25 protein-coding genes are annotated in these 24,727 nt (G+C 61.4%); 18 read left to right on the top strand and 7 right to left on the bottom strand.

Features of this window, described 5'->3' with window-relative positions; all coding sequences use genetic code 11:
* The first annotated feature begins 54 nt into the window (after positions 1-54).
* Positions 55-930 (top strand): transporter substrate-binding domain-containing protein, encoded by an 876-nt coding sequence (locus GM668_RS26755; protein WP_155442029.1) that lies wholly within the window; start codon positions 55-57, stop codon positions 928-930.
* Positions 927-1,982 carry a porin gene (locus GM668_RS26760; protein ID WP_155442030.1) on the top strand — a complete coding sequence of 352 codons (1,056 nt, stop codon included), beginning with the start codon at positions 927-929 and terminating at the stop codon, positions 1,980-1,982. Before GM668_RS26755 ends, GM668_RS26760 begins: the two co-directional genes overlap by 4 nt.
* Here GM668_RS26760 and GM668_RS26765 read toward each other — a convergent pair.
* The gene (locus GM668_RS26765) at positions 1,979-2,887 is read right to left on the bottom strand and encodes a LysR substrate-binding domain-containing protein (protein ID WP_155442031.1); all 909 of its coding nucleotides are present in this window, start codon (positions 2,885-2,887) and stop codon (positions 1,979-1,981) included. The two genes, GM668_RS26760 and GM668_RS26765, sit on opposite strands and share 4 nt — an antisense overlap.
* Positions 2,888-2,983: 96 nt before the next feature.
* On the opposite strand from GM668_RS26765, the gene GM668_RS26770 reads away from it, so the two are divergent.
* Positions 2,984-4,201, top strand: coding sequence for an MFS transporter (locus GM668_RS26770; RefSeq protein WP_155442032.1), 1,218 nt, complete (start codon positions 2,984-2,986; stop codon positions 4,199-4,201).
* Here GM668_RS26770 and GM668_RS26775 read toward each other — a convergent pair whose 3' ends face one another.
* Positions 4,202-4,867: a hypothetical protein gene (locus GM668_RS26775; RefSeq protein WP_155442033.1), complete on the bottom strand. Its 666-nt coding sequence runs from the start codon at positions 4,865-4,867 to the stop codon at positions 4,202-4,204.
* A gap of 163 nt (positions 4,868-5,030) precedes the next feature.
* Here GM668_RS26775 and GM668_RS26780 point away from each other — a divergent pair, with 163 nt between their 5' ends.
* Positions 5,031-5,351, top strand: coding sequence for a hypothetical protein (locus GM668_RS26780; RefSeq protein ID WP_155442034.1), 321 nt, complete (start codon positions 5,031-5,033; stop codon positions 5,349-5,351).
* Between the two features lie 36 nt (positions 5,352-5,387).
* Here the strand turns inward: GM668_RS26780 and GM668_RS26785 are convergent, their stop codons facing one another.
* Positions 5,388-6,617, bottom strand: coding sequence for a CaiB/BaiF CoA transferase family protein (locus GM668_RS26785; RefSeq protein ID WP_155442035.1), 1,230 nt, complete (start codon positions 6,615-6,617; stop codon positions 5,388-5,390).
* 112 nt (positions 6,618-6,729) lie between these two features.
* Between GM668_RS26785 and ugpQ the strand changes: the two genes are divergently transcribed.
* Positions 6,730-7,485, top strand: a complete 756-nt coding sequence (gene ugpQ / locus GM668_RS26790; protein ID WP_155442036.1) for a glycerophosphodiester phosphodiesterase — start codon at positions 6,730-6,732, stop codon at positions 7,483-7,485.
* A gap of 3 nt (positions 7,486-7,488) precedes the next feature.
* On the opposite strand, the gene GM668_RS26795 is transcribed toward ugpQ, so the two are convergent.
* Positions 7,489-9,210, bottom strand: coding sequence for a methyl-accepting chemotaxis protein (locus tag GM668_RS26795; RefSeq protein WP_155442037.1), 1,722 nt, complete (start codon positions 9,208-9,210; stop codon positions 7,489-7,491).
* A 244-nt stretch (positions 9,211-9,454) separates the two neighbouring features.
* On the opposite strand from GM668_RS26795, the gene alaS reads away from it, so the two are divergent.
* The 6 genes from alaS (at position 9,455) to GM668_RS26825 (ending at position 17,264) form a co-directional block, all read left to right on the top strand.
* Complete coding sequence (alaS, locus tag GM668_RS26800) at positions 9,455-12,064, top strand: alanine--tRNA ligase (RefSeq protein ID WP_155442038.1); 2,610 nt, start codon at positions 9,455-9,457, stop codon at positions 12,062-12,064.
* Between the two features lie 197 nt (positions 12,065-12,261).
* Complete coding sequence (locus GM668_RS26805; RefSeq protein ID WP_155442076.1) at positions 12,262-12,489, top strand: sulfurtransferase TusA family protein; 228 nt, start codon at positions 12,262-12,264, stop codon at positions 12,487-12,489.
* 223 nt (positions 12,490-12,712) lie between these two features.
* Positions 12,713-13,462, top strand: coding sequence for an electron transfer flavoprotein subunit beta/FixA family protein (locus GM668_RS26810; protein ID WP_155442039.1), 750 nt, complete (start codon positions 12,713-12,715; stop codon positions 13,460-13,462).
* Between the two features lie 27 nt (positions 13,463-13,489).
* Positions 13,490-14,422 (top strand): electron transfer flavoprotein subunit alpha/FixB family protein, encoded by a 933-nt coding sequence (locus tag GM668_RS26815; RefSeq protein WP_155442040.1) that lies wholly within the window; start codon positions 13,490-13,492, stop codon positions 14,420-14,422.
* Positions 14,423-14,526: 104 nt separating this feature from the next.
* Positions 14,527-16,317 (top strand): acyl-CoA dehydrogenase, encoded by a 1,791-nt coding sequence (locus GM668_RS26820; protein ID WP_155442041.1) that lies wholly within the window; start codon positions 14,527-14,529, stop codon positions 16,315-16,317.
* A 326-nt stretch (positions 16,318-16,643) separates the two neighbouring features.
* Entirely contained in the window at positions 16,644-17,264 is a 621-nt protein-coding gene (locus tag GM668_RS26825) for a LysE family translocator (RefSeq protein ID WP_170305858.1), read from the top strand.
* A 10-nt stretch (positions 17,265-17,274) separates the two neighbouring features.
* Here the strand turns inward: GM668_RS26825 and GM668_RS26830 are convergent, their stop codons facing one another.
* A complete protein-coding gene (locus GM668_RS26830; protein WP_371868785.1) occupies positions 17,275-18,273 on the bottom strand; it encodes a proline dehydrogenase family protein in 999 nt (332 codons plus the stop codon).
* A gap of 101 nt (positions 18,274-18,374) precedes the next feature.
* On the opposite strand from GM668_RS26830, the gene GM668_RS26835 reads away from it, so the two are divergent.
* On the top strand, positions 18,375-19,343 hold the full coding sequence (locus GM668_RS26835; protein ID WP_170305859.1) for an AraC family transcriptional regulator: 969 nt from the start codon (positions 18,375-18,377) through the stop codon (positions 19,341-19,343).
* A gap of 44 nt (positions 19,344-19,387) precedes the next feature.
* Here the strand turns inward: GM668_RS26835 and GM668_RS26840 are convergent, their stop codons facing one another.
* Positions 19,388-19,981, bottom strand: a complete 594-nt coding sequence (locus tag GM668_RS26840; RefSeq protein ID WP_155442045.1) for an outer membrane lipoprotein — start codon at positions 19,979-19,981, stop codon at positions 19,388-19,390.
* Between the two features lie 100 nt (positions 19,982-20,081).
* Positions 20,082-20,498 (bottom strand): NINE protein, encoded by a 417-nt coding sequence (locus GM668_RS26845; protein ID WP_155442046.1) that lies wholly within the window; start codon positions 20,496-20,498, stop codon positions 20,082-20,084.
* A 214-nt stretch (positions 20,499-20,712) separates the two neighbouring features.
* Here GM668_RS26845 and rpsP point away from each other — a divergent pair, with 214 nt between their 5' ends.
* From rpsP to GM668_RS26875, 6 genes are all read left to right on the top strand, one after another.
* The gene (rpsP, locus tag GM668_RS26850) at positions 20,713-20,961 is read left to right on the top strand and encodes a 30S ribosomal protein S16 (protein ID WP_155442047.1); all 249 of its coding nucleotides are present in this window, start codon (positions 20,713-20,715) and stop codon (positions 20,959-20,961) included.
* A gap of 15 nt (positions 20,962-20,976) precedes the next feature.
* Positions 20,977-21,528 carry a ribosome maturation factor RimM gene (gene rimM, locus GM668_RS26855; RefSeq protein WP_155442077.1) on the top strand — a complete coding sequence of 184 codons (552 nt, stop codon included), beginning with the start codon at positions 20,977-20,979 and terminating at the stop codon, positions 21,526-21,528.
* Between the two features lie 24 nt (positions 21,529-21,552).
* Entirely contained in the window at positions 21,553-22,314 is a 762-nt protein-coding gene (gene trmD, locus GM668_RS26860; RefSeq protein WP_155442048.1) for a tRNA (guanosine(37)-N1)-methyltransferase TrmD, read from the top strand.
* A 79-nt stretch (positions 22,315-22,393) separates the two neighbouring features.
* Complete coding sequence (gene rplS / locus GM668_RS26865) at positions 22,394-22,780, top strand: 50S ribosomal protein L19 (protein ID WP_155442049.1); 387 nt, start codon at positions 22,394-22,396, stop codon at positions 22,778-22,780.
* Positions 22,781-22,862: 82 nt separating this feature from the next.
* A complete protein-coding gene (locus GM668_RS26870; RefSeq protein ID WP_170305860.1) occupies positions 22,863-23,528 on the top strand; it encodes a CoA pyrophosphatase in 666 nt (221 codons plus the stop codon).
* Positions 23,529-23,595: 67 nt separating this feature from the next.
* Complete coding sequence (locus GM668_RS26875) at positions 23,596-24,555, top strand: CobD/CbiB family protein (protein ID WP_155442050.1); 960 nt, start codon at positions 23,596-23,598, stop codon at positions 24,553-24,555.
* Positions 24,556-24,727: the final 172 nt, after the last annotated feature.

Below are 24,727 nucleotides of genomic sequence, written 5' to 3' on the forward strand. Positions count from 1 at the left end.
GGTGTGAACGTTGTAAGATGGTAAGAAACCATTGTTCAGGGGGCGCAGGGCAACATGCTACGGACGCGGGCCAGTGCTGCCATGTTGACGCTGTTCTGTTTCGCAGTGCCTGCTGCCGCTGCGCCACTGCGGGCCGCCTATCCCAAACCGCAAACAGAATTCGAGCAAGGCTTTGTCGATTTATTGAAGCTGGCGCTGTCGCGCGCCGGCGGCTATGCGCCGCAAGAGTGGCTCGTGCACATGGAAAAAGGCCGAGCCATCCATGAACTGGTGCACGGCAACCAGCTGGATGTGGTGTGGGCCGTCGCTAACCGCGAGCGCGAACAGCAAATGTTGCCGGTACGGATACCGCTCGACAAGGGAATCTCTGGCTGGCGTCTCCTGCTTGTCAACAAGGGGGACGCGGCAAAGTTCGGCGCAGTGCGCGCGCTGCCGGATCTGGCCAGGTGGACGGCGGGGCAGGGCCAGGATTGGGCCGATACGGCTGTCTTGCGGGCTAATGGATTGCCGGTCGTGACAGGGAATAATTCGAAAGGCTTGTTCAGCATGCTGATTGCCGGGCGCTTTGACTATTTCCCACGCTCCGCACGGCAAATCTGGGCCGAAGCGGAACAATACCAAGCGCGCGGGCTGGCAGTGGAAGACAGCCTGGTACTGCATTACCCTGCGGCGGTGTATTTCTTTGTGAACCGGAATAATGCCGCGCTGGCTGCCGCGTTGGAACGGGGACTGCTGGCTGCCATCGACGATGGTTCGTTTGACCGGCTGTTCCACGCAACCCATGGCGAAGCGCTGCGGCGCGCGCAGTTCGGCAAGCGGCGCATTTTCCATTTGAACAATCCTGACTTGTCACCGGAAACGCCGCTGGCGCGCAAACAATTCTGGTACACGCCGGACACGGAGGCGCGCCCGATGCGGCGCCAGCCATGATGCGGTCGTGGGCCACGCTGCTGGCGCTGGCGCCCGCCGTGGCGCAGGCCGAGTCGGGCATGACGCTGTCCGGGGCGATGGACCTGGCGCTGGAGCGGGGCAACTATGACCGCGGCGTCTCGGCCACGCGCGTGCAAAGCGGCGATCTGGGCGTCAGCCGCTTTAACGTGCGCGCTACTGAAGACCTGGGGGAGGGCGTGACGGCGTTTGCCATCCTGGAAACTGCGCTGGGCGCCGATACGGGTACGGCCGGCGCGGGTACCGCTTTGTGGAACCGTGGCAGCGTTGTCGGGTTGCGCGGACCGGCAGGGCAAGTGGTGGCGGGCCGCCAGTATGCGCCCATGTTTTGGGTGGCGCTGCGCTCGGATGCGTCGACGGTGGCGTTTCCCACCACCGGCGTCGTGCTCAATATCGAACAAACCCTCGTGACCGGACGCAGCGGCATCGGCGGCTTTTTCAACAATGCCATCAATTACCGCACCCCGGACTGGCACGGATGGAATGGCGAAGTCTCGTATTCGGTGGGCAATGAGCTGGCCGGCCCGCGCCGCCATGACGGTGAAAATGCGGGCTGCAATGTGCAATATGGGCAAGACGCCTGGTGGGCGGGCTACGCGTATAACCGCTCGGTCGCGCATGAAGCAACCGATACCGCCGACCGCGTACATCGTACGCACTTGCTGGGTGTGAAATACAGCGTGGCGGAGTGGGCGCTGGGCGCCAACGTTGCGTACCTGGCCAATATGCTGGGCGGTCCTTCCGGCGGCAATGCGCACGTCGGGCAAGTGTCGGGCCGCGTGGCGGCCGGTCCCGGCGATGTCAACTTATCCATCGGATGGATGGCGGAAACAGGCCGTAAGCGCACCCTGGCGTGGCACGCGGGCTATGTGTGGCCACTGTCGCGGCGCACGCAGCTGTATGCCTTTACCGTCAAGCTGCACAATAACGCGGTGGGCAACCGGGGCCTGGCGAACTTGTATGGCGATTACCGCCTGGTACAGCCGGGCTTTGATCCGCAGGCGGTGGCGCTGGGGATACGGCACCTGTTTTAACCGGGTGTGCCGGTCTCTGCGCCGGCAGCCTTGGCCAGCGCAACAAACGCTGCCACCAGCGGGCTGGCGTCATCCTTGCGCTGCGCCAGCAGCAGCGACGTCGTGGCGGCGCTGTCCGCCAGCGGGCGGTACGCCACGCCTTTCATGCGGATGCGGTCAAATGGCTGCGGCAACACGCTGACGCCAAGGCCGGCAGCGACGAGACCGATAATGGTGGACGCTTCGCCCGCTTCCATGGCGATTTGCGGCACGAAGCCGGCTGCCCGGCACAGGCGGAAAATCTGGTGGTAGATCCCCGTTCCCGCTTCTTTCGGATACATGACAAACGGCATGCCCTGCAAATCGCTGACGTGGATGGTGCGGCGCCGGGCCAGCGGCGCGTCGGCGGGGAGGATCAGCACCAGCGGGTCTTCGCGCAGCATGGTCATGGCAATGCCATCGGGCAGCGTGACTTCCGGCGGACGCACGAAGCCCAGGTCCAGCTTGCGGCCTTCGAGGGCGTCCAGCTGGTGCAAGGTCGCCATTTCATGCAAGGTCAGCGCCACGTGCGGATACAGCTGGCGGTATTGGCGGATCACTTGCGCAAACAGCGGCGTGAACGGCGTGGAAAAGGTAAAGCCCACGCGCAATTCGCCGGCCTCTCCCCGCTGCGCGCGGCGGGCCGTGACGATGGCTTGTTCGGACTGTGCGAGGATTTGCCGCGCATCGCGCAAGAATAATTTGCCTGCTTCCGTCAGCCGCACCCAGCGCTTGCTGCGCTCGAACAGGCGCGCGCCGACTTCCTGTTCCAGCGCCTGGATTTGCTGGCTCAGCGGCGGCTGGCCGATATGCAGCCGTTCAGCGGCCCGCGTAAAACTCAATTCTTCGGCGACTGCCAGGAAATAGCGGAGGTGGCGGAGTTCCATTATCGTTTTAAAGTATTACTGGCGACTGAAATATATATTGGACAGTATTACAGGGCAATCCTACCATGGGGCTATTGTTTGTCGCTGGAGGCCCCCATGGCCATCGCTGCCGGTACCCCTGAGTTCACCCGTTCTACCCGCGCCATGTTTTTGGGGGGCTTTTCCACGTTTGCCTTGCTGTATTGCGTGCAGCCGCTGATGCCTGTGCTGGGGCATGAATATGCGCTGACGGCGGCGCAAAGCAGCCTGGTCCTGGCGGTCTCGACGGCGGCGCTGGCACTGTCGCTGGTGGTGTCCACGGTGGTGTCGGCACGCCTGGGCCGCACGCCGCTGATGGTGGGCGCCATGGCGGTGGCAGCCGTGATGACGTTATTGAGCCCGCTGACGCACAGCTATGGCCAACTGGTGGCGCTGCGCGCCGCGCTGGGGATGGCGCTGGGCGGCATGCCTGCCATTGCGATGGTGTATTTGTCGGAAGAAATGGAAGCCACGTCGCTGGGCGCGGCCATGGGCGTGTACATCAGCGGCGGCGCGTTTGGCGGCATGGCGGGGCGCATGCTGGCATCCGTGCTGGGCGACTTGTATTCGTGGCGGGTGGCCATGGCCGTGCTGGGCGCGGCCGGGTTGTATGCCGCGTGGGAATTTTGGCGCAGCCTGCCCCGTTCGCGCCATTTCACGGGCGGCACGATCCAATGGCGGAGCGCATGGCAGGGCTGGTCATTGCACTTGCGCGATGACGGCATGCGCGCGCTGTTTGCGCTGGCGTTCGTGCTGATGGGCTGCATGGTCAGCGTGTACAGCTATATCGCATTCCGCCTGCAAGGCGCGCCATATGGTTTGAGCCAGAGTGTGACGGGGCTGGTGTCGTTCCTGTACGTGCTGGGTATTTTCAGTTCCGTGTGGGCGGGCAAGCTGGTGGACCGCCTGGGCCGCCGCAACGTGCTGTGGAAAATCATGGCGCTGATGCTGGGGGGCTTGCTGCTGACCTTGTTTTCGTGGCTGCCGCTGATTGTGCTGGGCATGGCGGTCTTTACGTTTGCGTTCTTTGCCGGGCATTCGATAGCCAGCAGCTGGGTGGGACGGCGTGCACTGGCGCTGAGCCGTCCGCAGGCAGGGCTGGCATCGGGGCTGTACCTGTTCTTTTACTACCTGGGTTCCAGCGTGGTGGCATGGACTGCCGGGTTGCTGTGGCCGCATGCCGGATGGGCTGGCGTGGTGGGGCTGCTGGGGGCGTGCCTGTGCGGCGGCGTGCTGATTGCGCTGCGTTTGCGCCAGCTGGAGCCCGTGGTGGAGGCGGCGCCTGCCGCAGCCTGATCACTTTTCGCGTGGGCACGTCATCAGCTTGTAGTCGTAGCGCGCTTCCAGGCTGGGGTCGGGTTTGTAAAAGCAATATGTGCCCATGGCCGTGCGGATTTTATACATGCGCGTGCGGCCATCCGGCACGGATATTTCACGGATTTCCGGCGCGCTGAACCATTTGGGCGGGACGGCTTCTCCTGCTTCCTGGAACGCGCGCTCCAGGCCGGCCTGCAAGGTATTCGTCGGCTTTACCAGCCTGGCCAGTTTGCCGCCCCGTAGCTCATGGTCTGCCTTGCCTGCGCCCCAGTCCTGGCGGCGCAGCATGGCTTCCGTGGCGGGGGCGGGGGGCGTGTTGGCGAGATCGAACGGGTCACTGCCTGGCGCCGGTGCGGCTTCCGGTACTGGCGCGGCAGGCAAAGGTGCAATCGGTTCCGTACGCGTTGCCGCCTTGGCCCGCAGTGCGACAGGCCGCTGCGGCGGCGCCTGGCCAGGTACCGGTTTTTTCACGGCCGGTGGTTTTGCCAGCGGCAACAGCCACTGTATCGGCGCCAATTCCTTCCCTTCCAATTGCGGCGCAGCGCGATAGTGCTGCGCCAACAGCGCGCTGAACAGTGCCGCATGCAGTACGGCTATCGCCAGCAGCGCCGGTGCGTTAGGGCGGGAACGGGGAAAAAATGTCATGCCGGAAATGTAACGTTGTCAGCATGAATTGCTTGTGAAATTCACAAATTTTTACAACCCCTTGGCGTTGGGGCGCGTCAAACAAGCGAGCGCAACTAATTTACAGCGAGCCTTTCTAACGCTGTCCAGGCACGCCGTGCCTGCCAACGTAAAGGAGAGCGCCATGCAGCAACAGCTGAAGCAACGTTTTGACCGGGTGGAGCGGGCTATCGGGGCAGCATCGCAAGCGTGTTCCGCTGAACGAAATTTGCCAGGGGAATTACGCGATTGCATCCATAAGCTGGACCGGCAGGCGGACAAGGTGATACAGGGCAGTGCGGCGCTCGATGCGGCGGCATTGACGCGGATGGTGGAAGAACTGGGCGTACTGGGTGAGCGGGCGCGCCGCGTGTGCGTCAATGTGCCGACACTGACGGCGCAAATGAAAAGCGCCGTGTTGCATGTACATGAAGAGTTGCAAGAGTTGAAGCGCGATTTGCATTAAAGGACAAGGGCGCCGCAGCGCCCTTGTTGAACTGCATCAGATCGCGCCTTTGCCCTTCAATTCACCGATCTGCTCGTCGCTGCGTCCCAATACTTCCCGCAATACTTCTTCCGTATGCTGACCCAGCAGCGGCGGCGCCTTGCCGCCATCGGCCGGAGTGGCCGACAAGCGCATCGGGCTGCGCACCAGTTTCACGTGGCCGGCCGTCGGATGCGGCGCTTCCACCACCATGCCGCGCGCCTGCACTTGAGGATTGCGGTACACATCGTTCAAATCGTTGATCGGGCCACACGGCACGCCGACGGCTTCGAGCTTGCCGATCCACCAGTCACGGCTTTGCAACTTCACCATGTCGGCCAGGATCGGTACCAGTTCCGCGCGGTTTTCCACCCGCAGGCGGTTGGTGGCGTAGCGTTCATGCAGCGCCAGGTCGGCACGGCCGCCGGCTTCCACGAATTTCTGGTACTGGCCATCGTTGCCGGTGGCGACAATGATGTAGCCATCGCTGCACGCAAACGTCTGGTACGGCACGATGTTCGGATGCGCGTTGCCCCAGCGCTTGGGAGCCTTGCCGCTGTTCAGGTAATTGCTGCCCTGGTTGGCCAGCATGGCCACCTGCACGTCCAGCAGCGCCATGTCGATGTACTGGCCTTCGCCCGTGCGGTCGCGGTGGATCAGCGCCGCCTGGATCGCAATGGTCGCGTACATGCCCGTCATCAAATCCGTCAGCGCGACGCCGGCTTTTTGCGGCCCGCCACCCGGCAAATCATCGCGCTCGCCCGTCACGGACATCAGGCCGCCCATGCCCTGGATCAGGAAGTCATAGCCGGCGCGGTGCGCATACGGGCCATCCTGGCCGAATCCCGTCACGGAACAGTAGACCAGGTCGGGTTTCACGGCTTGCAGCGATGCATAGTCGAGGCCATATTTTTTCAGCTGGCCGACTTTGTAATTTTCCAGCACCACGTCTGAATGCGCAGCCAGTTCACGGATCAATTGCTGGCCTTCCGGCGACGCAATGTCCACCGTGACGGAGCGCTTGCCCCGGTTGGCGGACAGGTAATAGGCCGCTTCCGTTGTATCTTCGCCCTGGCTGTTTTTCGCATACGGAGGACCCCATGCGCGCGTGTCGTCGCCCGCGCCGGGGCGCTCGATTTTAATCACGTCGGCGCCCAGGTCCGCCAGGTTTTGCGAACACCATGGTCCCGCCAGCACGCGCGACAAGTCCAGTACGCGGATATGGCCCAGCGCAGTCTTTGCAGTCATTGCTTTTGCCTCGAAAAGTCGTCAAGACCGCCAGATTAACGGGTTGTGATAAGGTTGGAAATCACAGGTGCGACATGCATTTTCAACATTGATCAATTTGGACGAGGTGACGATGCCTTGGAACTACCCCCGGGTCCTGGCCCATCGCGGCGGCGGCAAGCTGGCGCCGGAAAATACCATTGCCGGGCTGCGCTGCGGACTGGCCTATGGCTTCCATGCCGTGGAATTCGACGTCATGCTGTCGCAGGATGGCGTCGGCGTCATCCTGCACGACCCGGAGTTTGGCCGCACCGTGCCGGGGCAGGGCAGTGTGGCGGACAGCCTGGCATCGGACCTCGTGAACATGGATGCGGGCAGCTGGTTCGGGCCGCAATTTGCCGGCGAGCCGGTGCCGCTGTTCACGGAATTTGTCGATTATTGCCGTTCGCAGCACATCTGGATGAATATTGAAATCAAGCCGGTGCCCGGCTTTGAAGAAGCCACCGGGCGCTGGGTGGCACATAAAACGCGGACCCGCTTTGCCGATGAAATCCGCGCCGGGGACTGGGCAACAGTGCCGCTGTTGTCATCATTTTCCATGGCGGCGCTGGCCGCTGCCCGCGATGCGGCGCCCGACGTGCCGCGCGCATGCCTGTTCGATACCATTCCGCCCGACTGGCGTGAACAGGCGCAGGCGCTGCAAGCCGTGGCCATCCACACCAACCACAAGCATTTGACTGCAGACCTGGCGCAAGCCGTCAAACAGGCGGGCTATGGCTTGTTTTGCTATACCGTCAATGAGCCGGAGCGGGCGCGCACGATCCTGGCCTGGGGTGTCGACGGCTTTTGCACGGACCGCATCGACTTGATCGGCCCGGCCTTCGCGTAACGGTTAAAACCGTACGTAATTCGACTCGTCCGGTTCCCAGTTTTTTGAGCTGTCCGGAATGGGCGCCAGCTTGCCACGCCTGGACGGCGGGCGCTTTGCTCCGCTTTTCGGACCTTTGGGATCGTTGGCGTCATGAGGTGGCAGGGGGCGCTGCAGCAGCGCTTTGGCAGGCGTTTGCGCGACTTTGAAGAATTCCATGGTGCGCTGCAAGTCTTCCGCCTGCACGCTCATTTCTTCGGCAGTGGCGGCCAGTTGTTCCGACCCCGCAGCATTTTGCTGTGTGGTCTGGCTCAACTGGTTCAGCGCGGAATTGATCTGGCTGACGCCACTGGACTGTTCGTTGGATGCGGCAGAAATTTCCTGTACGAGGCCGGACGTTTTCTGGATATTCGGCACCATCTGGCCCAGCAAATGGCCGGCCCGTTCCGCCAGCGCCACGCTGCTCTCCGCCACTTCGCCAATTTCCGCCGCAGCCACCTGGCTGCGTTCGGCCAACTTGCGCACTTCGGCCGCCACCACGGCAAAGCCCTTGCCATGTTCGCCGGCGCGGGCAGCCTCAATGGCGGCATTCAGCGCCAGCAAATTGGTTTGGTAGGCAATGTCGTCAATAATGACGATTTTGCGGGCAATTTGCCGCATCGCGTCCACCGTGCTGGTGACGGCGGCGCCGCCTTCCACGGCTTCACTGGCCGCCTGGCTGGCCATGCTGTCCGTCATGCGGGCGTTTTCCGTGTTTTGCGAAATCGACGACGTCATTTCTTCGACGGCAGCGCTGGTTTCTTCCACGCCCGCTGCCTGTTCCGTGGCAGCCTGCGACAGCGATTGCGCCGTGCTGCTGACTTCCAGCGACGCGCTGGCCAGCGCGTCCGCACTGGAATTGACATTGCCGACCACACCGGCCAGCCGTTCCACCATGGATTTCATGGCATACAGCAGGCTGCTGTGGTCTGCCGGGTGGGTTTCGATGGCCACCGTCAAGTCGCCGCCCGCCACGCGTGTGACGACTTCCGCCGCATAGCGGGGATCGCCGCCCAGCTGGCGCAGCGTGCTGAACATGATGGCCAGCGACAGGGCCGTCACGCCTACCCCGGCCACGGCAAAAATAGTGACCATGGTGCGCTGGGCGGCGCTCATGTCGCCGCGCGCATCGGCGACGGCGTCATGGGCAATTTTCATGTTGATGTCCACCACGCGGTCCAGCGCCAAACGGACATTTTCCACGTGCGGCCCCACGTCAGCGACGGCACGGCGGAATTCTTCCCACGCCGCCTTGTCGGATTTTCCATCCGCTAGGCTTGCCAGTTTTTCCGCCGCGGCCATGACCCGCTCGCCGCCGATGCGGCGCGGTTCCCAGGCTGCCAGGAACGCCTTGTACAGGGCGGCTTCTTCCACAGATTGCGGCAGCGGCTCGTAAATCTTGCGTCCCGCGTCGACTTCCGCGAATCCGGCCCGCATGGCCATGACTTCCGCGCTGATTTTAGTGGATGCCTTTGGATCGTCCGCGTAGCGGAACACGGACACGGCGCCCAGCCGGATGGCCCGGTTGCCCAGCTGGATCTTGTCCAGCCCTTGCAGCGACGGCATGCGTACCTCCGCCACCTCGCTGAAAGCATGGGATGCGCTGCGCAGCCCCAGCAGGCCGGCGGCGCCGACCAGCGCGATGCCGCCGACTGCCATGACCAGCAATAACAGCAACTTGGTGCGGATATGAAGGGTATTCAGCATGGCAAGCTCTCCGGGTCAAAAGCTGCGGCAGGTATGGCTTTCCAGTATAGGGAAGGATAGGGTAGTTCGGCGCTTCGTCTTGCTTTCGTTGCATCATTGCAACGAAAGAATGGTACGGGGGCGGTCCCTTGTGGCGTTATCCATCCGCCCTATATATGGAGTCAGCCGCTCCTGCCCTGATTTACAGCAAGGAGATACCGTATAATCGCTCCTTTGCACCAGCAGCCAACTTACCGATTACGACATGAAATCATCTGAAATCCGCGAGAAGTTCCTTAAATTCTTCGAATCCAAGGGTCATACGATCGTCCGTTCCAGCTCGCTGGTGCCAGGCAACGATCCTACCCTGCTGCTGACGAACTCCGGCATGGTGCAGTTCAAGGACGTGTTCCTGGGCCAGGATACCCGCCCGTACACGCGCGCCACCACCGTGCAGCGCTGCGTGCGCGCCGGCGGCAAGCACAATGACCTGGAAAACGTGGGTTACACGGCGCGCCACCACACGTTCTTTGAAATGCTGGGCAACTTCAGCTTCGGCGATTACTTCAAGCGCGACGCGATCAATTACGCGTGGGAACTGTTGACCAAGGTGTACATGCTGCCGGCGGAAAAGCTGACCGTGACCGTGTACATCGAAGATGATGAAGCGTACGACATCTGGGCCAATGAAATTGGCGTGCCGAAAGAGCGCATTATCCGCATCGGTGACAACAAGGGTGCGCGCTACGCGTCGGACAACTTCTGGCAAATGGCCGATACCGGTCCTTGCGGTCCTTGCACGGAAATCTTCTATGACCACGGCGCCGACATCTGGGGCGGCCCTCCGGGCTCGGCCGAAGAAGACGGCGACCGCTTCATTGAAATCTGGAACCTGGTGTTCATGCAGTTCAACCGCGACGAAGCGGGCGTGATGCACAAGCTGCCGAAGCCTTGCGTCGATACCGGCATGGGCATGGAGCGCCTGGCCGCCGTGCTGCAGCACGTGCACTCGAACTATGAAATCGACTTGTTCCAAAACCTGATCAAGGCGGCTGCCCGCGAAACCGGCGCCACCGACCTGGAAAACAAGTCGCTGCGCGTCATCGCTGACCACATCCGCGCCGCGTCGTTCCTGATCGTGGACGGCATCATCCCTGGCCCGGAAAGCCACGGCTACGTGCTGCGCCGTATCATCCGCCGCGCGCTGCGCCACGGCCACAAGCTGGGCCAGACCAAGGCGTTCTTCTACAAGCTGGTGGAAGACTTGAACATTGAAATGGGTGCGGCATATCCGGAACTGGCGGAAGCCAAGGACCGTGTGGCGGCCACGCTGAAGGCTGAAGAAGAGCGTTTCGGCGAAACGCTGGAACACGGCATGAAGATCCTGGAAGCGCAGCTGGCCAAGGATCCGAAAAACCTGGACGGCGCCACCGCCTTCCTGCTGTACGACACCTACGGCTTCCCGCTGGATTTGACGGCCGACATTTGCCGCGAGCGTGAAGTCACGCTGGACGAAGCCGGTTTTGCCGCGGCGATGGAAGCGCAGCGCAACAATTCGCGTAAAGGCGGCAAGGGCCAGATGGCTGTTGGCGTCGAATACACGGGCGAGAAAAACAAGTTCGTCGGCTACGACCAGCTGCAGCACAGCTCGAAAGTCGTCGCGCTGTATGCGGATGGCGCCCCGGTGCAGGAATTGAAAGCAGGCCAGCACGGTATCGTGGTGCTGGATACGACGCCGTTTTACGCGGAATCCGGCGGCCAGGTGGGCGACAAGGGCGTGATCCAGTCCGCCACTGCGAAATTCGATGTGGCCGATACGCTGAAAGTCAAAGCCGACGTGTATGGCCACCATGGCGTGGTGGCGTCCGGTTCGCTGAAAGTCGGCGACGCTGTCGGCGCGGAAGTGGACCAGCAGGCCCGTGGCCGCACCATCCGCAACCACTCGGCCACCCACTTGATGCACAAAGCCCTGCGCGAAGTGCTGGGTGCGCACGTGGCGCAGAAGGGCTCGCTGGTGGATCCGGACAAGGCCCGCTTCGACTTCTCGCACAATGCGCCGCTGACGGCTGAAGAAATCGCCAAAGTGGAAGCCATCGTCAACGCGGAAATCCTGGCCAATGCACAGACCCAGTCGCACAACATGTCGTTTGACGACGCGGTCAAGCATGGCGCGATGGCGCTGTTCGGCGAAAAGTATGGCGATGAAGTGCGCGTGATGGACATCGGTTCGTCCAAGGAACTGTGCGGCGGCGTGCACGTGCACAGCACGGGCGATATCGGCTTGTTCAAGATCGTGTCGGAAGGCGGCGTTGCGGCCGGTATCCGCCGCGTGGAAGCCGTGACGGGCGAGGGCGCGCTGTCGCTGGTGCAGTCGATGGCGAAGAAGCTCAACGAAGCGTCTGCCGCGCTGAAAACCAATCCGGATGAATTGACTGCCAAGATTGTCCAGGTGCAAGACCACGTCAAGGCACTGGAAAAGGAATTGGCGGCGCTGAAATCGAAACTGGCCTCCGGCCAGGGCGATGAACTGGTGAACAAGGCGGTCGACATCAAAGGCGTCAAAGTGCTGGCCGCAACGCTGGAAGGCGCCGACGTGGCCCGCCTGCGCGAAACCATGGACAAGCTGAAAGACAAGCTGAAAACCGCCGCCATTGTGCTGGCCAGCGTGTCGGACGGCAAAGTCAGCCTGATCGCCGGCGTGACGGCGGACGCAACGGGCAAGGTCAAAGCCGGTGAATTGGTGAACTTTGTTGCGCAGCAAGTTGGCGGCAAAGGTGGTGGCCGTCCCGACATGGCCCAGGCAGGCGGTACCGATGCTGCAGCGCTGCCAGGCGCGTTGGCTGGTGTCGCCGGCTGGGTTGAGCAGCGCGTTTAAGTTGTAAAGCTAGTAAACATGCGGCTTGCGCAGGTGCGCGGGCCGCATGTCAAGGTCCCGCTCGTTGTGTGTGTGCAACGCACAATTACCAATTTTGCTGCGCCGCGTCAAAGCCGGAGAATTGGAGTAGACTGTGAATATCAGCACAACTTCTAAGCGGGATAGTGATGAGTGACACTCTGGTTGATACCGAAATCATGGAATTTCAAAAAGAACTCGATGCGCGGGGCTTGAACTGTCCGCTGCCGATTCTGAAAGCAAAAAAGGCGCTGGCTGAGCTGCAGAGCGGCGAAGTGCTGCGTATTATGGCGACCGACCCTGGTTCGGTGCGCGATTTCCAAGCCTTTGCCAAGCAGACTGGCAATACGCTGCTGTCGCATCAGCAGTACGGCATGGAATTTGTCTTCCTTATGCAACGCAAATAACCGGAGCACTCCGGTCAATATTCCCGCCTTGGGGCCGCTGGTTGGCGGCCCGCCTGCAGAATCCCTAGTGACGAATCGATGCGTAAATTTTTTTTAGATGGATTACACTAACAAAAAAACGCACGATCGTGCTTAAATTCAGCTTGCCGCTGGAATATCTTTTATAATCTAGCCCACATTTTAGTCAGTAACATCTTTATTTAATTTTCCCAAAGGCACAGCTATGAAAGTCTTGGTACCCGTCAAACGCGTGGTCGACTACAACGTCAAAGTACGCGTCAAGTCCGACGGCACTGGCGTCGATATCGCCAACGTGAAAATGTCGATGAACCCGTTCGATGAGATCGCTTTGGAAGAGGCGACCCGTCTGAAAGAAGCGGGCAAAGTGACCGAAGTGGTGGCAGTTTCCGCCGGCGTAGCCCAGTGCCAGGAAACCCTGCGCACCGGTATGGCCATTGGCGCCGACCGTGGCATCCTGGTGGAAACCGCCACCGAGCTGGAGCCGCTGGCTGTGGCCAAACTGCTGAAAGCACTGGCTGACAAAGAACAGCCGCAACTGATTATCCTGGGCAAGCAAGCCATTGACGACGATTCCAACCAGACCGGCCAGATGCTGGCAGCGCTGCTGGGCTGGCCGCAAGCCACGTTCGCATCGAAAGTTGTTTTGGAAGACGGCAAAGCTGTCGTGACCCGTGAAGTGGACGGCGGCCTGGAAACCCTGTCGTTGACCCTGCCAGCGATCATCACCACCGACCTGCGTTTGAACGAGCCACGCTATGTGACCCTGCCAAACATCATGAAGGCCAAGAAAAAGCCTTTGGAAACCGTCAAGCCGGAAGACCTGGGCGTTGACGTGACCCCGCGCCTGAAAACCCTGAAAGTGGCCGAGCCTGCGAAGCGCTCCGCCGGCATCAAAGTGCCTGACGTGGCGACCCTGGTTGCCAAGCTGCGCACCGAAGCCAAAGTCATCTAAGACTCACACTACTTTCAAGGAATTATCATGGTCGCATTAGTCATCGCAGAACACGACAACGCCAGCCTGAAGGCTAGCACCCACCACACCGTTACCGCAGCTGCCCAGTGCGGCGGCGACGTTCACGTGCTGGTCGCAGGCAGCAATGCCGGCGCCGCCGTGGAAGCCGCCAAGCAAATCGCCGGCGTGACCAAAGTACTGGTTGCCGAAGGCGCGCACTTCGCTGACGGCCTGGCGGAAAACGTTGCCGAGCAAGTGCTGGCCGTTGCCGGTTCGTACTCGCACATCCTGGCGCCAGCCACCGCGTATGGCAAAAACATCTTGCCGCGCGTTGCTGCCAAGCTGGACGTGGCACAAATTTCGGAAATCACCAAAGTCGACAGCCCGGACACGTTCGAGCGTCCTATCTACGCCGGTAACGCGATTGCCACCGTGCAATCGTCGGACAAAGTCAAAGTCATCACCGTACGTACCACCGGCTTCGACGCAGCTGCCGCCACCGGTGGTTCGGCTGCCGTGGAATCTGTATCGGCTGTGGCCGACTCCGGCAAGTCGGCCTTCGTTGGCCGTGAACTGGCCAAGTCGGACCGTCCAGAACTGACCGCTGCCAAGATCATCGTTTCCGGTGGCCGCGGCATGGGTTCGGGCGACGCCTTCAAGATCCTGGAACCGCTGGCAGACAAGCTGAACGCTGCCATGGGCGCATCGCGCGCTGCCGTCGACGCCGGCTTCGTGCCGAACGACTGGCAAGTTGGCCAGACCGGCAAGATCGTTGCTCCTCAGCTGTACATCGCTGTGGGTATTTCGGGCGCGATCCAGCACTTGGCTGGTATGAAAGATTCGAAAACCATCGTGGCCATCAACAAGGATCCGGAAGCGCCGATCTTCTCCGTTGCCGATTACGGCATCGTGGGCGATCTGTTCGAAGTGGTCCCTGAGCTGGTCAAAGAACTGGGCTGATCGCTGAAGTGATCTAAAAAGCCACGCGGGCACAAGCCGAGCGTGGCTTTTTTTCCGCCCAAGAAAAAGAATATTCACATCACATAAGTACCTTGGAGAAAAACATGGCCTACCAAGCCCCTATGAAAGACATGCTGTTCGTGATGAACGAACTGGCCAACCTGGAAGGCGTGAGCCAGTTGCCGGGCTGCGAAGATGCGACGCCTGAAACGGCGGAAGCGGTTCTGGAAGAAAACGCGAAATTCGTGACCGGCATGGTGGCGCCGCTGAACCACGCTGCCGACAAAGAGCCGAGCTTCTGGAAAGATGGTACGGTCACCACCTCCAAGGGCTTCAAGGAAGCATTCAAACAATTCGCGGAAGGCGGCTGGCAAGGCTTGCAGCACCCGACCGACTTCGGCGGCCAAGGCTTGCCAAAGCTGATCGGCACCCCATGCGTGGAAATGCTGCACGGCGCCAACCTGTCGTTCGCGCTGGTCGGCCTGCTGTCGGACGGCGCGATTGAAGCACTGCTGACGGCTGGCAGCGATGAGCAGAAAGCCACGTACCTGGAACCGCTGGTGACGGGCAAATGGACCGGCACCATGAACTTGACCGAGCCGCAAGCCGGTTCCGACCTGGCGGCCGTACGTTCGCGCGCCGTGCCGCAGGGCGATGGCACCTACAAAGTGTTTGGCACCAAGATCTTCATCACCTATGGTGAGCACGACATGGCGGAAAACATCGTGCACCTGGTGCTGGCGCGTACGCCAGACGCACCGGAAGGCGTCAAAGGTATTTCGCTGTTCATCGTGCCGAAGTTCATGGTCAACGCGGACGGTTCGCTGGGCGCGCGCAATGACGTGCAGTGCGTGTCGATCGAGCATAAGCTGGGCATCAAGGCCAGCCCGACTTGCGTACTGCAGTTCGGCGACAACGGCGGCGCCATCGGCACCCTGGTGGGTGAAGAAAACCGCGGCCTGGAATACATGTTCATCATGATGAATGCCGCGCGTTTCGGCGTGGGCATGCAGGGCGTGGGCTTGTCGGAAAACGCGTACCAGCAGGCGGTGACGTTTGCCAAGGACCGCGTGCAGTCGCGCGACGTGGGCGGCTCGGCCGGCCCGGTTGCCATCATCAACCACCCGGACGTGCGCCGCCTGCTGATGAACATGCGCTCGCAGACGGAAGCGGCGCGCGCGCTGGCGTATGTAGGTGCATCGCTGTACGACGCGGCGCACCACTCGCTTGATGCGGCTGTGCGTGCGGAAAACCAGGCGGTCTATGAATACCTGGTGCCGGTCATCAAGGGCTGGTCGACGGAAATGTCGCAAGATGTGGCGCGCGACGGCGTGCAAGTGCATGGCGGCATGGGCTTCATCGAAGAAACCGGCGCGGCGCAGCACTACCGCGATGCGAAGATCCTGACCATTTACGAAGGCACGACGGCGATCCAGGCCAATGACCTGGTGGGCCGCAAGACCGTGCGCGATGGCGGCAAAGTCGCGAAGGGCTTGATCGCACAAGTGCGCGCCACGGCAGGGCAACTGGCGGAATTGCAGGGCGAAGCCTTCACGGCGATCAGCAAGCAGCTGGAGCAGGGTGCGGCCGATCTGGAAGCCGTGGTGGATTACGTGGTGGCCAACACCAAGGCCAACCCGCGTGCAGTGTTCGCCGGCAGCGTGCCTTACCTGAAGCTGGCCGGTTTGGTGCTGGGTGGCTGGCAGATGGGCCGCGCGGCGCTGGTGTCGCAGCAAAAGCTGTCGGCAGGCGAAGGCGACAAATCCTTCTACGAAGCGAAAATCGTCACGGCCCGCTTCTTCGCGGACCACTTCGTGAGCCAGTCGTCGGGCATCCGCTCGTCGATCATCGAAGGCAGCGCCGGTACGCTGGCGCTGGACGTCGACCTGTTCTAACCGTCGCCAGACCGTAACGCAAAAGGCAGCCGGCAGGCTGCCTTTTTTTTACCACCATGGGGTCAGACGTGCATTCATGCATCCACCCCGTGGGGTCAGACGTGCATTCGTGCATCCATTTTCGGTGAGAGGCCTTTCATATCAGGCTTTATGCAAAATTGCATAACCTTCGACACCGGCTGAGCCTGCCTGCTTTTTTGCGCAAAAAGTACCCATTTTCAGAGTGAGAAATATGCATGAATGCACGTCTGACCCCACTGGGGAGGCGCATGAATGCACGTCTGACCCCATGGGGTAGAATGGGGGTTCTGCTGAAAGGAAACGTCGTGGACTACGCCACCCTTGCCCTGTTCATCCCAGCCTGCTTCGCGCTGAATATGGCGCCGGGGCCGAATAATTTGCTGTCGGTCAGTAACGCCACGCGTTATGGTTTCCGGCGCGCGTGCCTGGCCGGGGTAGGGCGGCTGATAGCGTTCGCGGGAATGATTGCGCTGGCGTCGGCGGGGCTGGCGGTCGTGCTGCACACGTCCGAGCTGCTGTTTTATGTGATCAAGACGCTGGGCGCCGCTTACCTGCTTTACCTGGCGTTCCAGCTGTGGCGCGCGGCGCCGGGCGGCAATGCGGAGACTGCCGCGCCGGCAGTCAGCCTGCTGCAACTGGCGCGGCAGGAATTCCTGGTCGCCGCCGGCAACCCCAAAGCCATCCTGATCTTCACGGCCTTCCTGCCGCAATTTGTCGATCCATCGCGGCCGATGACCTTGCAATTCACCGTGCTGGGCGCCTTGTTCCTCGTGCTGGAAATGGCGGCGATCGCCATTTACGCGTGGATGGGGACGAAGCTGCGCCGCTGGTTTGCCCAGCCGCGCGGCAAGCGTATTTTTAATCGCGCTTGCGCGGGCCTGCTGGCATCGGCCGGGGTCGGGCTGATGCTGTCGCGCCGTACGTGATGCCGCGGGTTCAGGCGGGGCGCGTGTAATCGGCCAGCAAATCTGTTATTGCCTGATACACCCGCACCGGCTCTTCAGCAATCCGGTTCAGCACATACAGGAAGTGCTCCGCGCCAAACACCAGGTATTCCCGCGTTGCGTATCCCTGCGCACGCAAGTTCGCCACTTGTTCCGTGCCCAGGCCATCGAGCGATTCAAATTCATACTGCCCCGGCGCGATGCCATCGCTGGCAATCAGTGAAGTCAAGTCATGCTGGATACTGCGGTCATGCGTGGCTATCGAGCACAGATGGCCGGAACGCAGCAGGGTGGCTGCATACGAACGGTAAGCCTGCGCCAGTTCCGCGCTGTTGCGGGCATACGAAACACTCTCGGGTTCATGGAACGCGCCTTTCACGAGACGGATGCGTCCCGGGATTTCCATCAGCCGCGCTAAATCCTGCGCACTGCGGTGGCGCCGCGCCGGCATCGTGATGCCGACGTTGGCATAGCCATCGCCATGCAGCCGCGCATACAGGCGGTAAATCGCATCCGTGCGCTCGAAGTTTTCCATGGAAATCATAACTTCGCGTCCCGAGCTGGCGGCCGCCTGGATCACGCGGCGCGCATTGCGGTAACCGAGTTCCTCATCCACCAGCAAACCCAGGTGGGACAAGTCGAATGATATCGAGCAATCGTGGCCTGCCGCATCGAGCGCGCGCACGAGGTTCAGGAAGACTTCTGTTTCCGCATTGGCCAGCGCTTCGTCATGCACGCTTTCACCCATGTATTCAGCGGAAGCCCGATGGCCCGCGGCGCGGATTTGCGCCACGCGGCGCACGGCATCGCCGACGGTCTGTCCGGCCACATAGCGCTGCGACACCTTGTGCATATAAGCCTGTAATACCGGATCGCTGCAAAAACGCTCTTTGGCGTGCAAGTCCAGCGCCAGGGCGCGCAACGATGCGGCAGCCTTGTCGACGACAGGCTGCCATTCAGGCGGGAAGGAAGGGATAACGGGAGAGGGCACAAACATTCCTTTCTTAAAATGTGAGTGCGGCCATGTTGCCGCGCCAGGCCGCGTGGCGCTTGTCTGAAATTGCTGATCCCGTGCTAAAGTGGATATCGATCATGCAGCACCATATCACCCCGCCAAATAACGCGCCGCATATGCCGGCTACTGTGTTCGCAGGCTTATCGGCCACCGGACTGGCGCCGCTGCGCCGGCTGGAGCTGGGCGACGGGATGTCGCTGGCGCTGTGGCGGCGGGAAACGGACGGGCTGGAAATCGCTTATGCACAGCCGGGGCATCATACGCTGTCTTATTACCTGTCGGCAGGCAGTGGCACGCGGCGCCTCAGCGAATGCGGTGCGTGGCGCGATGGCGCGGCGCGCAGCGCACCGGGCATGGCCGCCTATCGCCACGGGACGCCGGCCACGCTGCAGCATGGCGACATTTGCAGCCTGCCGGATGACCATGTGTCCCGCTGGCTGGTGCGGGGCGAACTGACGTTCCTGCACCTGTACTTCGATCCACGGCAAATCGAGCGCCGCGCCGTGATGGAGCTCGATTGCGAGCCCCGCGCCGCGCAATTGCATGACCGGCGTTATGGCGGTGCGCAACAATTACAGTGGCTGTGCCGGGCGCTGGCCGCCGAGCCGGGGCAGGATGCCGATGGCTTGCTGCGCGCCAGTACGCTGGCGCACGAAGCATTGAGTGCGCTGCTGCGGGCGCAGGGCGGCACCGTGAGCCAGACACCGTTGCGCGGCGGCTTGCCGCCGCACGTGCGCCGCAGGCTGCGCGACTACATTGAAGCCAACCTGGACCAGCCGCTGACGCTAGGCATGCTGGCCGCGCTATCGTGCCTGTCCGAATTCCACTTCCTGCGCCTGTTCCGGACGTCGTTCGGCATGCCGCCGCACACGTGGATTGCCATGCGCCGCATCGAGCGGGCGCGCCGGTTGCTGCGCTCCACGGGGTTCGCCATGCAGCGCGTGGCCGATGATTGCGGCTATGGCGACCTGGCGCATTTCAGCCGGCGCTTCCGGCAGGCAGTGGGATGCACGCCCACGCGCTATCGCGCCATCTTGCGCACATAAAGAAAAGCCCGGCAGCGGGCCGGGCTTCGATGGAGTGGGCAAGGTTAGCGGCGCACCACCGTGTGATTGGTTTCCTTCACCAGGTCGCCCTTGGCAAAGCCTGGATCTTTTTCAAATACGAAGTCGTTTTGCGTGCCGTTATCGAACTGCACTTTGACGTGCCACTGCTTGGTGGTCTTCATGTGTTCTTCGACCTTGTTGCCCGCATACGCGCCGCCCGCCGCACCGGCAATGGTCGCCAGCTTCCTGCCGCTGCCGCCGCCCACCTGGTTGCCGATCAGTGCGCCCGCCACGCCGCCGGCAATCACGCCTACGGCGCTGCCTTCGCCTTTTTTCTCGACCACATTGACACCCACGACGCGGCCACATTCATTGCAGGCAACGCCTGCTTTCGGCGCATTGTTCATATTCGCCTTGGCTGCCGCCAGGGCTTTGTCATATTCGGCTTTCGCATCGCGCTGGCACTGCATGCGGGCGCCGGAATCTTTTTCATCGGCGCACAGCTTTTTATCTTCCGCATAGCGTGCGGCGGCTTTCTTGGTGTCGGCCGCATAGACTTCCTTGGCGGCCGGTGTGGCCAGCGCGCCTGCGGACAGTCCGGCCAGCATCAGCGACAGGGTGATGTTACGAATTTTCATGGTGTTCTTCTCCGGTAACTGGTGGTCACGGCAGTATAGCGCTACCGAATAGCCGCACGGAAATGAAATGGCAACGATTTGCAACAGGGAAAGTCACGGTTCAACCGTAGGCGCCGCCCGTGTACAGTAAATCAAACAGGCGGGAAATGGTGGCAATCAAGCCGGTGGCGCCCACCATCATGGTGGCGACGAGGATCACGGCCAGCGGCCAGCGCGCATTCGATTGCCTGCCCGATTGCGGGTTGTAGCGCGCATCCCATTTTTCATCCGGCGTCAGGCCCAGCACCAGCGCTTCGAGAAAGCCTGTCAGGATGGAAATAATCAGCGGCAGCAGCTTGTAATAAATATCCGCCTGCGGCGCGGCCGCCATCACGATGCCGACCCCGGCCGCGCCGGCCACGTGCAGCAAGCCGCCCATGTCGCCGAAACCCTTCAAATAAAAGCGGTGGGCGCCCAGCCCCCCCAGCAGGAAAGCCAGCAGCGTGGCGAAAGTCTTGTTCTTGTGCGGAGCGGACATGGCAGGCATTCCCAAGCGAAAAAACCGCAGTATCAGCGAAAACGCAGCATCAGCCCAGCACTTTTTCACTATAAATGCTTGTCCTTGCGCTCATAGTAGGGGATAATCTTTGATTGCCCCAAACCCATCCTTGTTAACATCAGCTTGATGCACGGAGAGAAAGCACGCTATAATCTGCGGCTTTTTCCGTCTCAGCACATTTTTTGGAAATATTATGGTCGTTATTCGTTTAGCTCGTGGTGGCGCCAAAAAGCGCCCGTTCTACAACATCGTTGCAACCGACTCGCGCAACCGCCGCGATGGCCGCTTCATCGAGCGCGTTGGCTTCTACAACCCAATGGCTTCCGGCTCTGCTGAAGGCTTCCGCATCACCGAAGACCGTCTGGCTCACTGGATCGGCGTTGGCGCACAACTGTCGCCAGCCGTGGCACGCCTGGTTGCTGCCAACAAAAAAGCAGCTTAATACTGCTTGACTGGTTTGGCTGACGTGAAGGCATCCGGGGTGCAAGTCCCCGACGATCTGGTGCAAGTGGGCTTTGTCTCCGGCGCCTATGGTATTACTGGTGGTATCCGGGTTCGCCCGTTTTCCACTGAAGCGGATGCCTTGCTGCACGCTAAATCCTGGTGGCTGGATAAACCCGGCATGCATCAGGTCGACGTACGCCGCGCCAAGCTGCATGGCGGCGACGTCGTCACCACGATCGTGGATATCAGCGACAGGAATGTTGCGGAAGCGCTCAAAGGCGCGGCCGTGTTCATCCGCCGTGCGGATTTCCCGGTCCTGGACAATGAAGATGAGTTTTACTGGTCCGATCTGATCGGGCTGGCTGTAGAAAACCTGCAAGGCGAAAGCCTGGGCATCGTCGCCGACATGATGAGCAATGGCCCGCAGTCGATACTGCGTGTCGCGCCAGTCGTGCCTGACGGCGAAACCGCGCCAGAGCGCCTGATTCCGTTTGTGGACCAGTTCATCATCAAGGTGGACCAGGAAGCAAAGAAAATCACGGTGGACTGGGGCCTGGATTATTAATCGGGAATTGGCGGTATCAACGCGATGCAATTTGACGTTATTACGCTGTTTCCCGAAATGTTCGCTGCGCTGACGCAATCAGGGGTCACCCGCCGCGCGCACGAACAGGGCAAGTGGAGCCTGTCGCTGTGGAATCCCCGTGATTTCACGACCGACAATCACCGCACCGTGGATGACCGCCCCTATGGCGGCGGCCCCGGCATGGTGATGCTGGCCAAACCGCTGGAATTGACCATTGCCGCTGCCAAGCAGCGCCAGGTCGATGCCGGGTTGCCGGCGCCCCGCGTGGTGTTCATGTCGCCGCAAGGCAAACAGTTGACGCATGAAAAAGTGCTGCAGCTGAAAGCCGAACCGGGCCTGATCGTGCTGTGCGGCCGCTACGAAGCGGTGGACCAGCGCCTGCTGGACCGCTGCGTCGACGAAGAAATCAGCCTGGGCGACTTCGTGTTGTCCGGCGGCGAATTGCCGGCCATGGCGCTGATGGATGCCGTGGTGCGCCTGATACCGGGCGTGCTGAACACCGATGCCTCCGCCGTTGAAGACAGCTTCGTCAACGGCTTGCTGGATTCGCCGCATTACACGCGGCCTGAAACGTATGAAGGCGTGTCCGTGCCACCCGTGCTGTTGGGCGGCAATCACGCTGAGATCACCAAGTGGCGCCGCCAGCGGATGCTGGAGGCCACCAGCCGGAAACGGCCGGACTTGCTGGTCAAGGCGCGCGACGAAGGTTTGCTCACGCGCCAGGATGAAAAGTTTTTGGCGGATTTAGAAAAATCCGCTAAGTAGCAGGCGTTACGTCTGCGTGTTTAACCCCATCCTCTACCGGGCGATGTGCGCGCCGGCAAGATGGTCATTGGAGTCTGAAATGAACCTGATTCAACAACTCGAGCAAGAAGAAATCGCTCGCCTGGGCAAAAACATTCCTGAATTTGCACCTGGCGACACCGTGGTCGTTAACGTGAACGTAGTCGAAGGCACCCGCAAGCGCGCCCAGGCTTACGAAGGCGTTGTGATCTCCCGCCGTAACCGTGGCCTGAACTCGAACTTCATCGTTCGTAAAATCTCGTCCGGCGAAGGCGTTGAGCGTACCTTCCAGCTGTACTCGCCGCTGATCGCTTCGATCGAAGTGAAACGCCGTGGTGACGTACGTCGCGCCAAGCTGTACTACCTGCGTGACCGTTCGGGCAAATCCGCACGTATCAAGGAAAAACTGCCAAACCGCCGCCCAGCAGCGGAAAAAGCAGGCGCGTAATCGCGTTCTGGGTTTGGGGAGAAAAGGGGCGCCTGGGTGGCGCCCCTTTTCGCTTGGAGCATCCACATATCAGGGGCAGGCCGTGGCAAAGTTGAAGTTCGACCCGCAGCAGTTACCGATCGAAGCGATAGCCGGAGAGGCCGCTGTCGCGCTGGAGCGCCTTGCGCCCGACTGGCTGCGTGCGCGCTTTGCGCAACCGCCTGAGTGGACGCCGGAAGCTGCCGATGAAGCGCTGATGTCGCGCAGGGCGGAGCCGACACCGGCGTCCGTGCTGGTGCCGCTGGTGGTGCGCGAAGAAGGGTTAACCGTACTGCTGACGCAGCGTACCGCGCACTTGACCGACCATGCGGGGCAAATCAGCTTCCCCGGCGGCCGCGCGGAAGATTTCGATGCAGACCCCGTTGATACGGCGCTGCGCGAAACCGAAGAAGAAATTGGCCTGGCGCGCACGCACGTGGACGTGCTGGGCACGCTGCCGACGTATTACACGGGTACCGGTTATGCCGTTACCCCGGTGGTGGCGCTGGTGCACCCGCCATTCGACTTGACGGCCGATGCGGACGAAGTGGCGGAAATCTTTGAAGTGCCGCTGGCCTTCCTGATGGATGGCCTGAACCACCAGCGGATACTGGCGGAACTGGCAGACATGCGGCGCCGCTTTTACGCGATGCCGTACCAGGGTTATTACATCTGGGGCGCTACCGCCGGCATGCTGCGCAACCTGTTCCACTTCCTGCGCGCCGAATGAGGGCTTTAGTGTTTGATTCCGGCGGGGCTGTGCGTTATCGTAGCGGGCATTAAATAAAGGATCACCAATGACATTTCTTTCCATTCTGTGTGCACTGCTGCTGGAGCAGATGAAGCCGCTTCGCGCGGATAATCCCATCTATGCCGAAATCAAGGCGCTGGCGGTGCGCATGGAAGCGTGGTTCAACGCGGGGCACGCCAGCCATGGCCGTATGGGCTGGTTCCTCATGATGGCCGCGCTGGTGGGGCCGACGGCGATCATTTACTGGGTGCTGCTGTATTACAAACTGTACCTGGTGGCGTTTGGCTGGAATGTGCTGATGGTGTACCTGACATTGGGTTTCCGCCACTACAGCCACTATTTCACGTCGATCCAGCTGGCCCTGAATGCCGGTGATGAATCGGCGGCCCGCACCTTGCTGGCGGAGTGGACCAAGACCGATACGGTCGGCATGGAAGCCTCCGAAATCGCCCGCATTGCCGTGGAAAAGGCGCTGATCACGACGCACCGCAGCGTATTCGGCGTGTTCTTCTGGTTCCTGATGCCGCTGGGGCCAGCCGGCGCCGTGCTGTACCGCGTGTCCGAATACCTGTCGCGCGCATGGAATGAGCCGGAACACATGCGCAATGAAGCATTCGGCGAATTCGCCGCCAAGGCGTTTTACTGGATCGACTGGATTCCCGTGCGCCTGACGGCGGTGGCGTTTGCCGTGGTGGGCAATTTTGAAGATGCGATTTATGCATGGCGCAATTTCGCGCACCGCTGGGCCGATGAAGCGCGCGGCATCATCCTCGCGGCCGGCGGCGGCGCGATGGGCGTGCGCCTCGGCACGCCGCAGGAAACCGCGGCCCGCGTGCTGCCGGCCGATGCGGCTACCGTGGATTCCGGCGACATGGAAGGCGAGGCGCTGCCGGGCGAGGAGCCGGGCGTGCGTTCGCTGCAATCGACCGTGGGCCTGGTATGGCGCGCGATGGTGCTGTGGATGCTGTTGCTGCTGCTGTTGTCCGGCGCGGTCTGGCTGAGCTGATTTGATTCCCATGCCGGTGCGGGCACACTGTCCGCACCGCGCCACAGTCTTCTTCCGCTGAAAGAAAACCGATACCCGCCCAAGGGTACAATACCGGTTTTGGCGTGAAGATCCATGAATATTTTCCTGTAATGGCACGCCAGCGCAGCTTGCAAATCAAGTACTTACTCGC

Origin of the sequence: Pseudoduganella ginsengisoli (assembly GCF_009720865.1) — a bacterium.
Classification (GTDB): domain Bacteria; phylum Pseudomonadota; class Gammaproteobacteria; order Burkholderiales; family Burkholderiaceae_D; genus Rugamonas; species Rugamonas ginsengisoli.

Bases quoted from the DNA above. Each gene is read 5' to 3' on its own strand.
- GM668_RS26765 (WP_155442031.1), bottom strand. From the start codon at position 2,887: ATGGAACTCCGCCACCTCCGCTATTTCCTGGCAGTCGCCGAAGAATTG.
- GM668_RS26805 (WP_155442076.1), top strand. From the start codon at position 12,262: ATGGAATTTCAAAAAGAACTCGATGCGCGGGGCTTGAACTGTCCGCTG.
- rpsP (WP_155442047.1), top strand. From the start codon at position 20,713: ATGGTCGTTATTCGTTTAGCTCGTGGTGGCGCCAAAAAGCGCCCGTTC.
- GM668_RS26785 (WP_155442035.1), bottom strand. From the start codon at position 6,617: ATGACTGCAAAGACTGCGCTGGGCCATATCCGCGTACTGGACTTGTCG.
- GM668_RS26755 (WP_155442029.1), top strand. From the start codon at position 55: ATGCTACGGACGCGGGCCAGTGCTGCCATGTTGACGCTGTTCTGTTTC.
- alaS (WP_155442038.1), top strand. From the start codon at position 9,455: ATGAAATCATCTGAAATCCGCGAGAAGTTCCTTAAATTCTTCGAATCC.
- GM668_RS26875 (WP_155442050.1), top strand. From the start codon at position 23,596: ATGACATTTCTTTCCATTCTGTGTGCACTGCTGCTGGAGCAGATGAAG.
- GM668_RS26775 (WP_155442033.1), bottom strand. From the start codon at position 4,867: ATGACATTTTTTCCCCGTTCCCGCCCTAACGCACCGGCGCTGCTGGCG.
- GM668_RS26845 (WP_155442046.1), bottom strand. From the start codon at position 20,498: ATGTCCGCTCCGCACAAGAACAAGACTTTCGCCACGCTGCTGGCTTTC.
- GM668_RS26810 (WP_155442039.1), top strand. From the start codon at position 12,713: ATGAAAGTCTTGGTACCCGTCAAACGCGTGGTCGACTACAACGTCAAA.
- GM668_RS26760 (WP_155442030.1), top strand. From the start codon at position 927: ATGATGCGGTCGTGGGCCACGCTGCTGGCGCTGGCGCCCGCCGTGGCG.
- GM668_RS26795 (WP_155442037.1), bottom strand. From the start codon at position 9,210: ATGCTGAATACCCTTCATATCCGCACCAAGTTGCTGTTATTGCTGGTC.
- GM668_RS26780 (WP_155442034.1), top strand. From the start codon at position 5,031: ATGCAGCAACAGCTGAAGCAACGTTTTGACCGGGTGGAGCGGGCTATC.
- GM668_RS26820 (WP_155442041.1), top strand. From the start codon at position 14,527: ATGGCCTACCAAGCCCCTATGAAAGACATGCTGTTCGTGATGAACGAA.
- rplS (WP_155442049.1), top strand. From the start codon at position 22,394: ATGAACCTGATTCAACAACTCGAGCAAGAAGAAATCGCTCGCCTGGGC.
- trmD (WP_155442048.1), top strand. From the start codon at position 21,553: ATGCAATTTGACGTTATTACGCTGTTTCCCGAAATGTTCGCTGCGCTG.
- ugpQ (WP_155442036.1), top strand. From the start codon at position 6,730: ATGCCTTGGAACTACCCCCGGGTCCTGGCCCATCGCGGCGGCGGCAAG.
- GM668_RS26815 (WP_155442040.1), top strand. From the start codon at position 13,490: ATGGTCGCATTAGTCATCGCAGAACACGACAACGCCAGCCTGAAGGCT.
- GM668_RS26840 (WP_155442045.1), bottom strand. From the start codon at position 19,981: ATGAAAATTCGTAACATCACCCTGTCGCTGATGCTGGCCGGACTGTCC.
- GM668_RS26835 (WP_170305859.1), top strand. From the start codon at position 18,375: ATGCAGCACCATATCACCCCGCCAAATAACGCGCCGCATATGCCGGCT.
- GM668_RS26770 (WP_155442032.1), top strand. From the start codon at position 2,984: ATGGCCATCGCTGCCGGTACCCCTGAGTTCACCCGTTCTACCCGCGCC.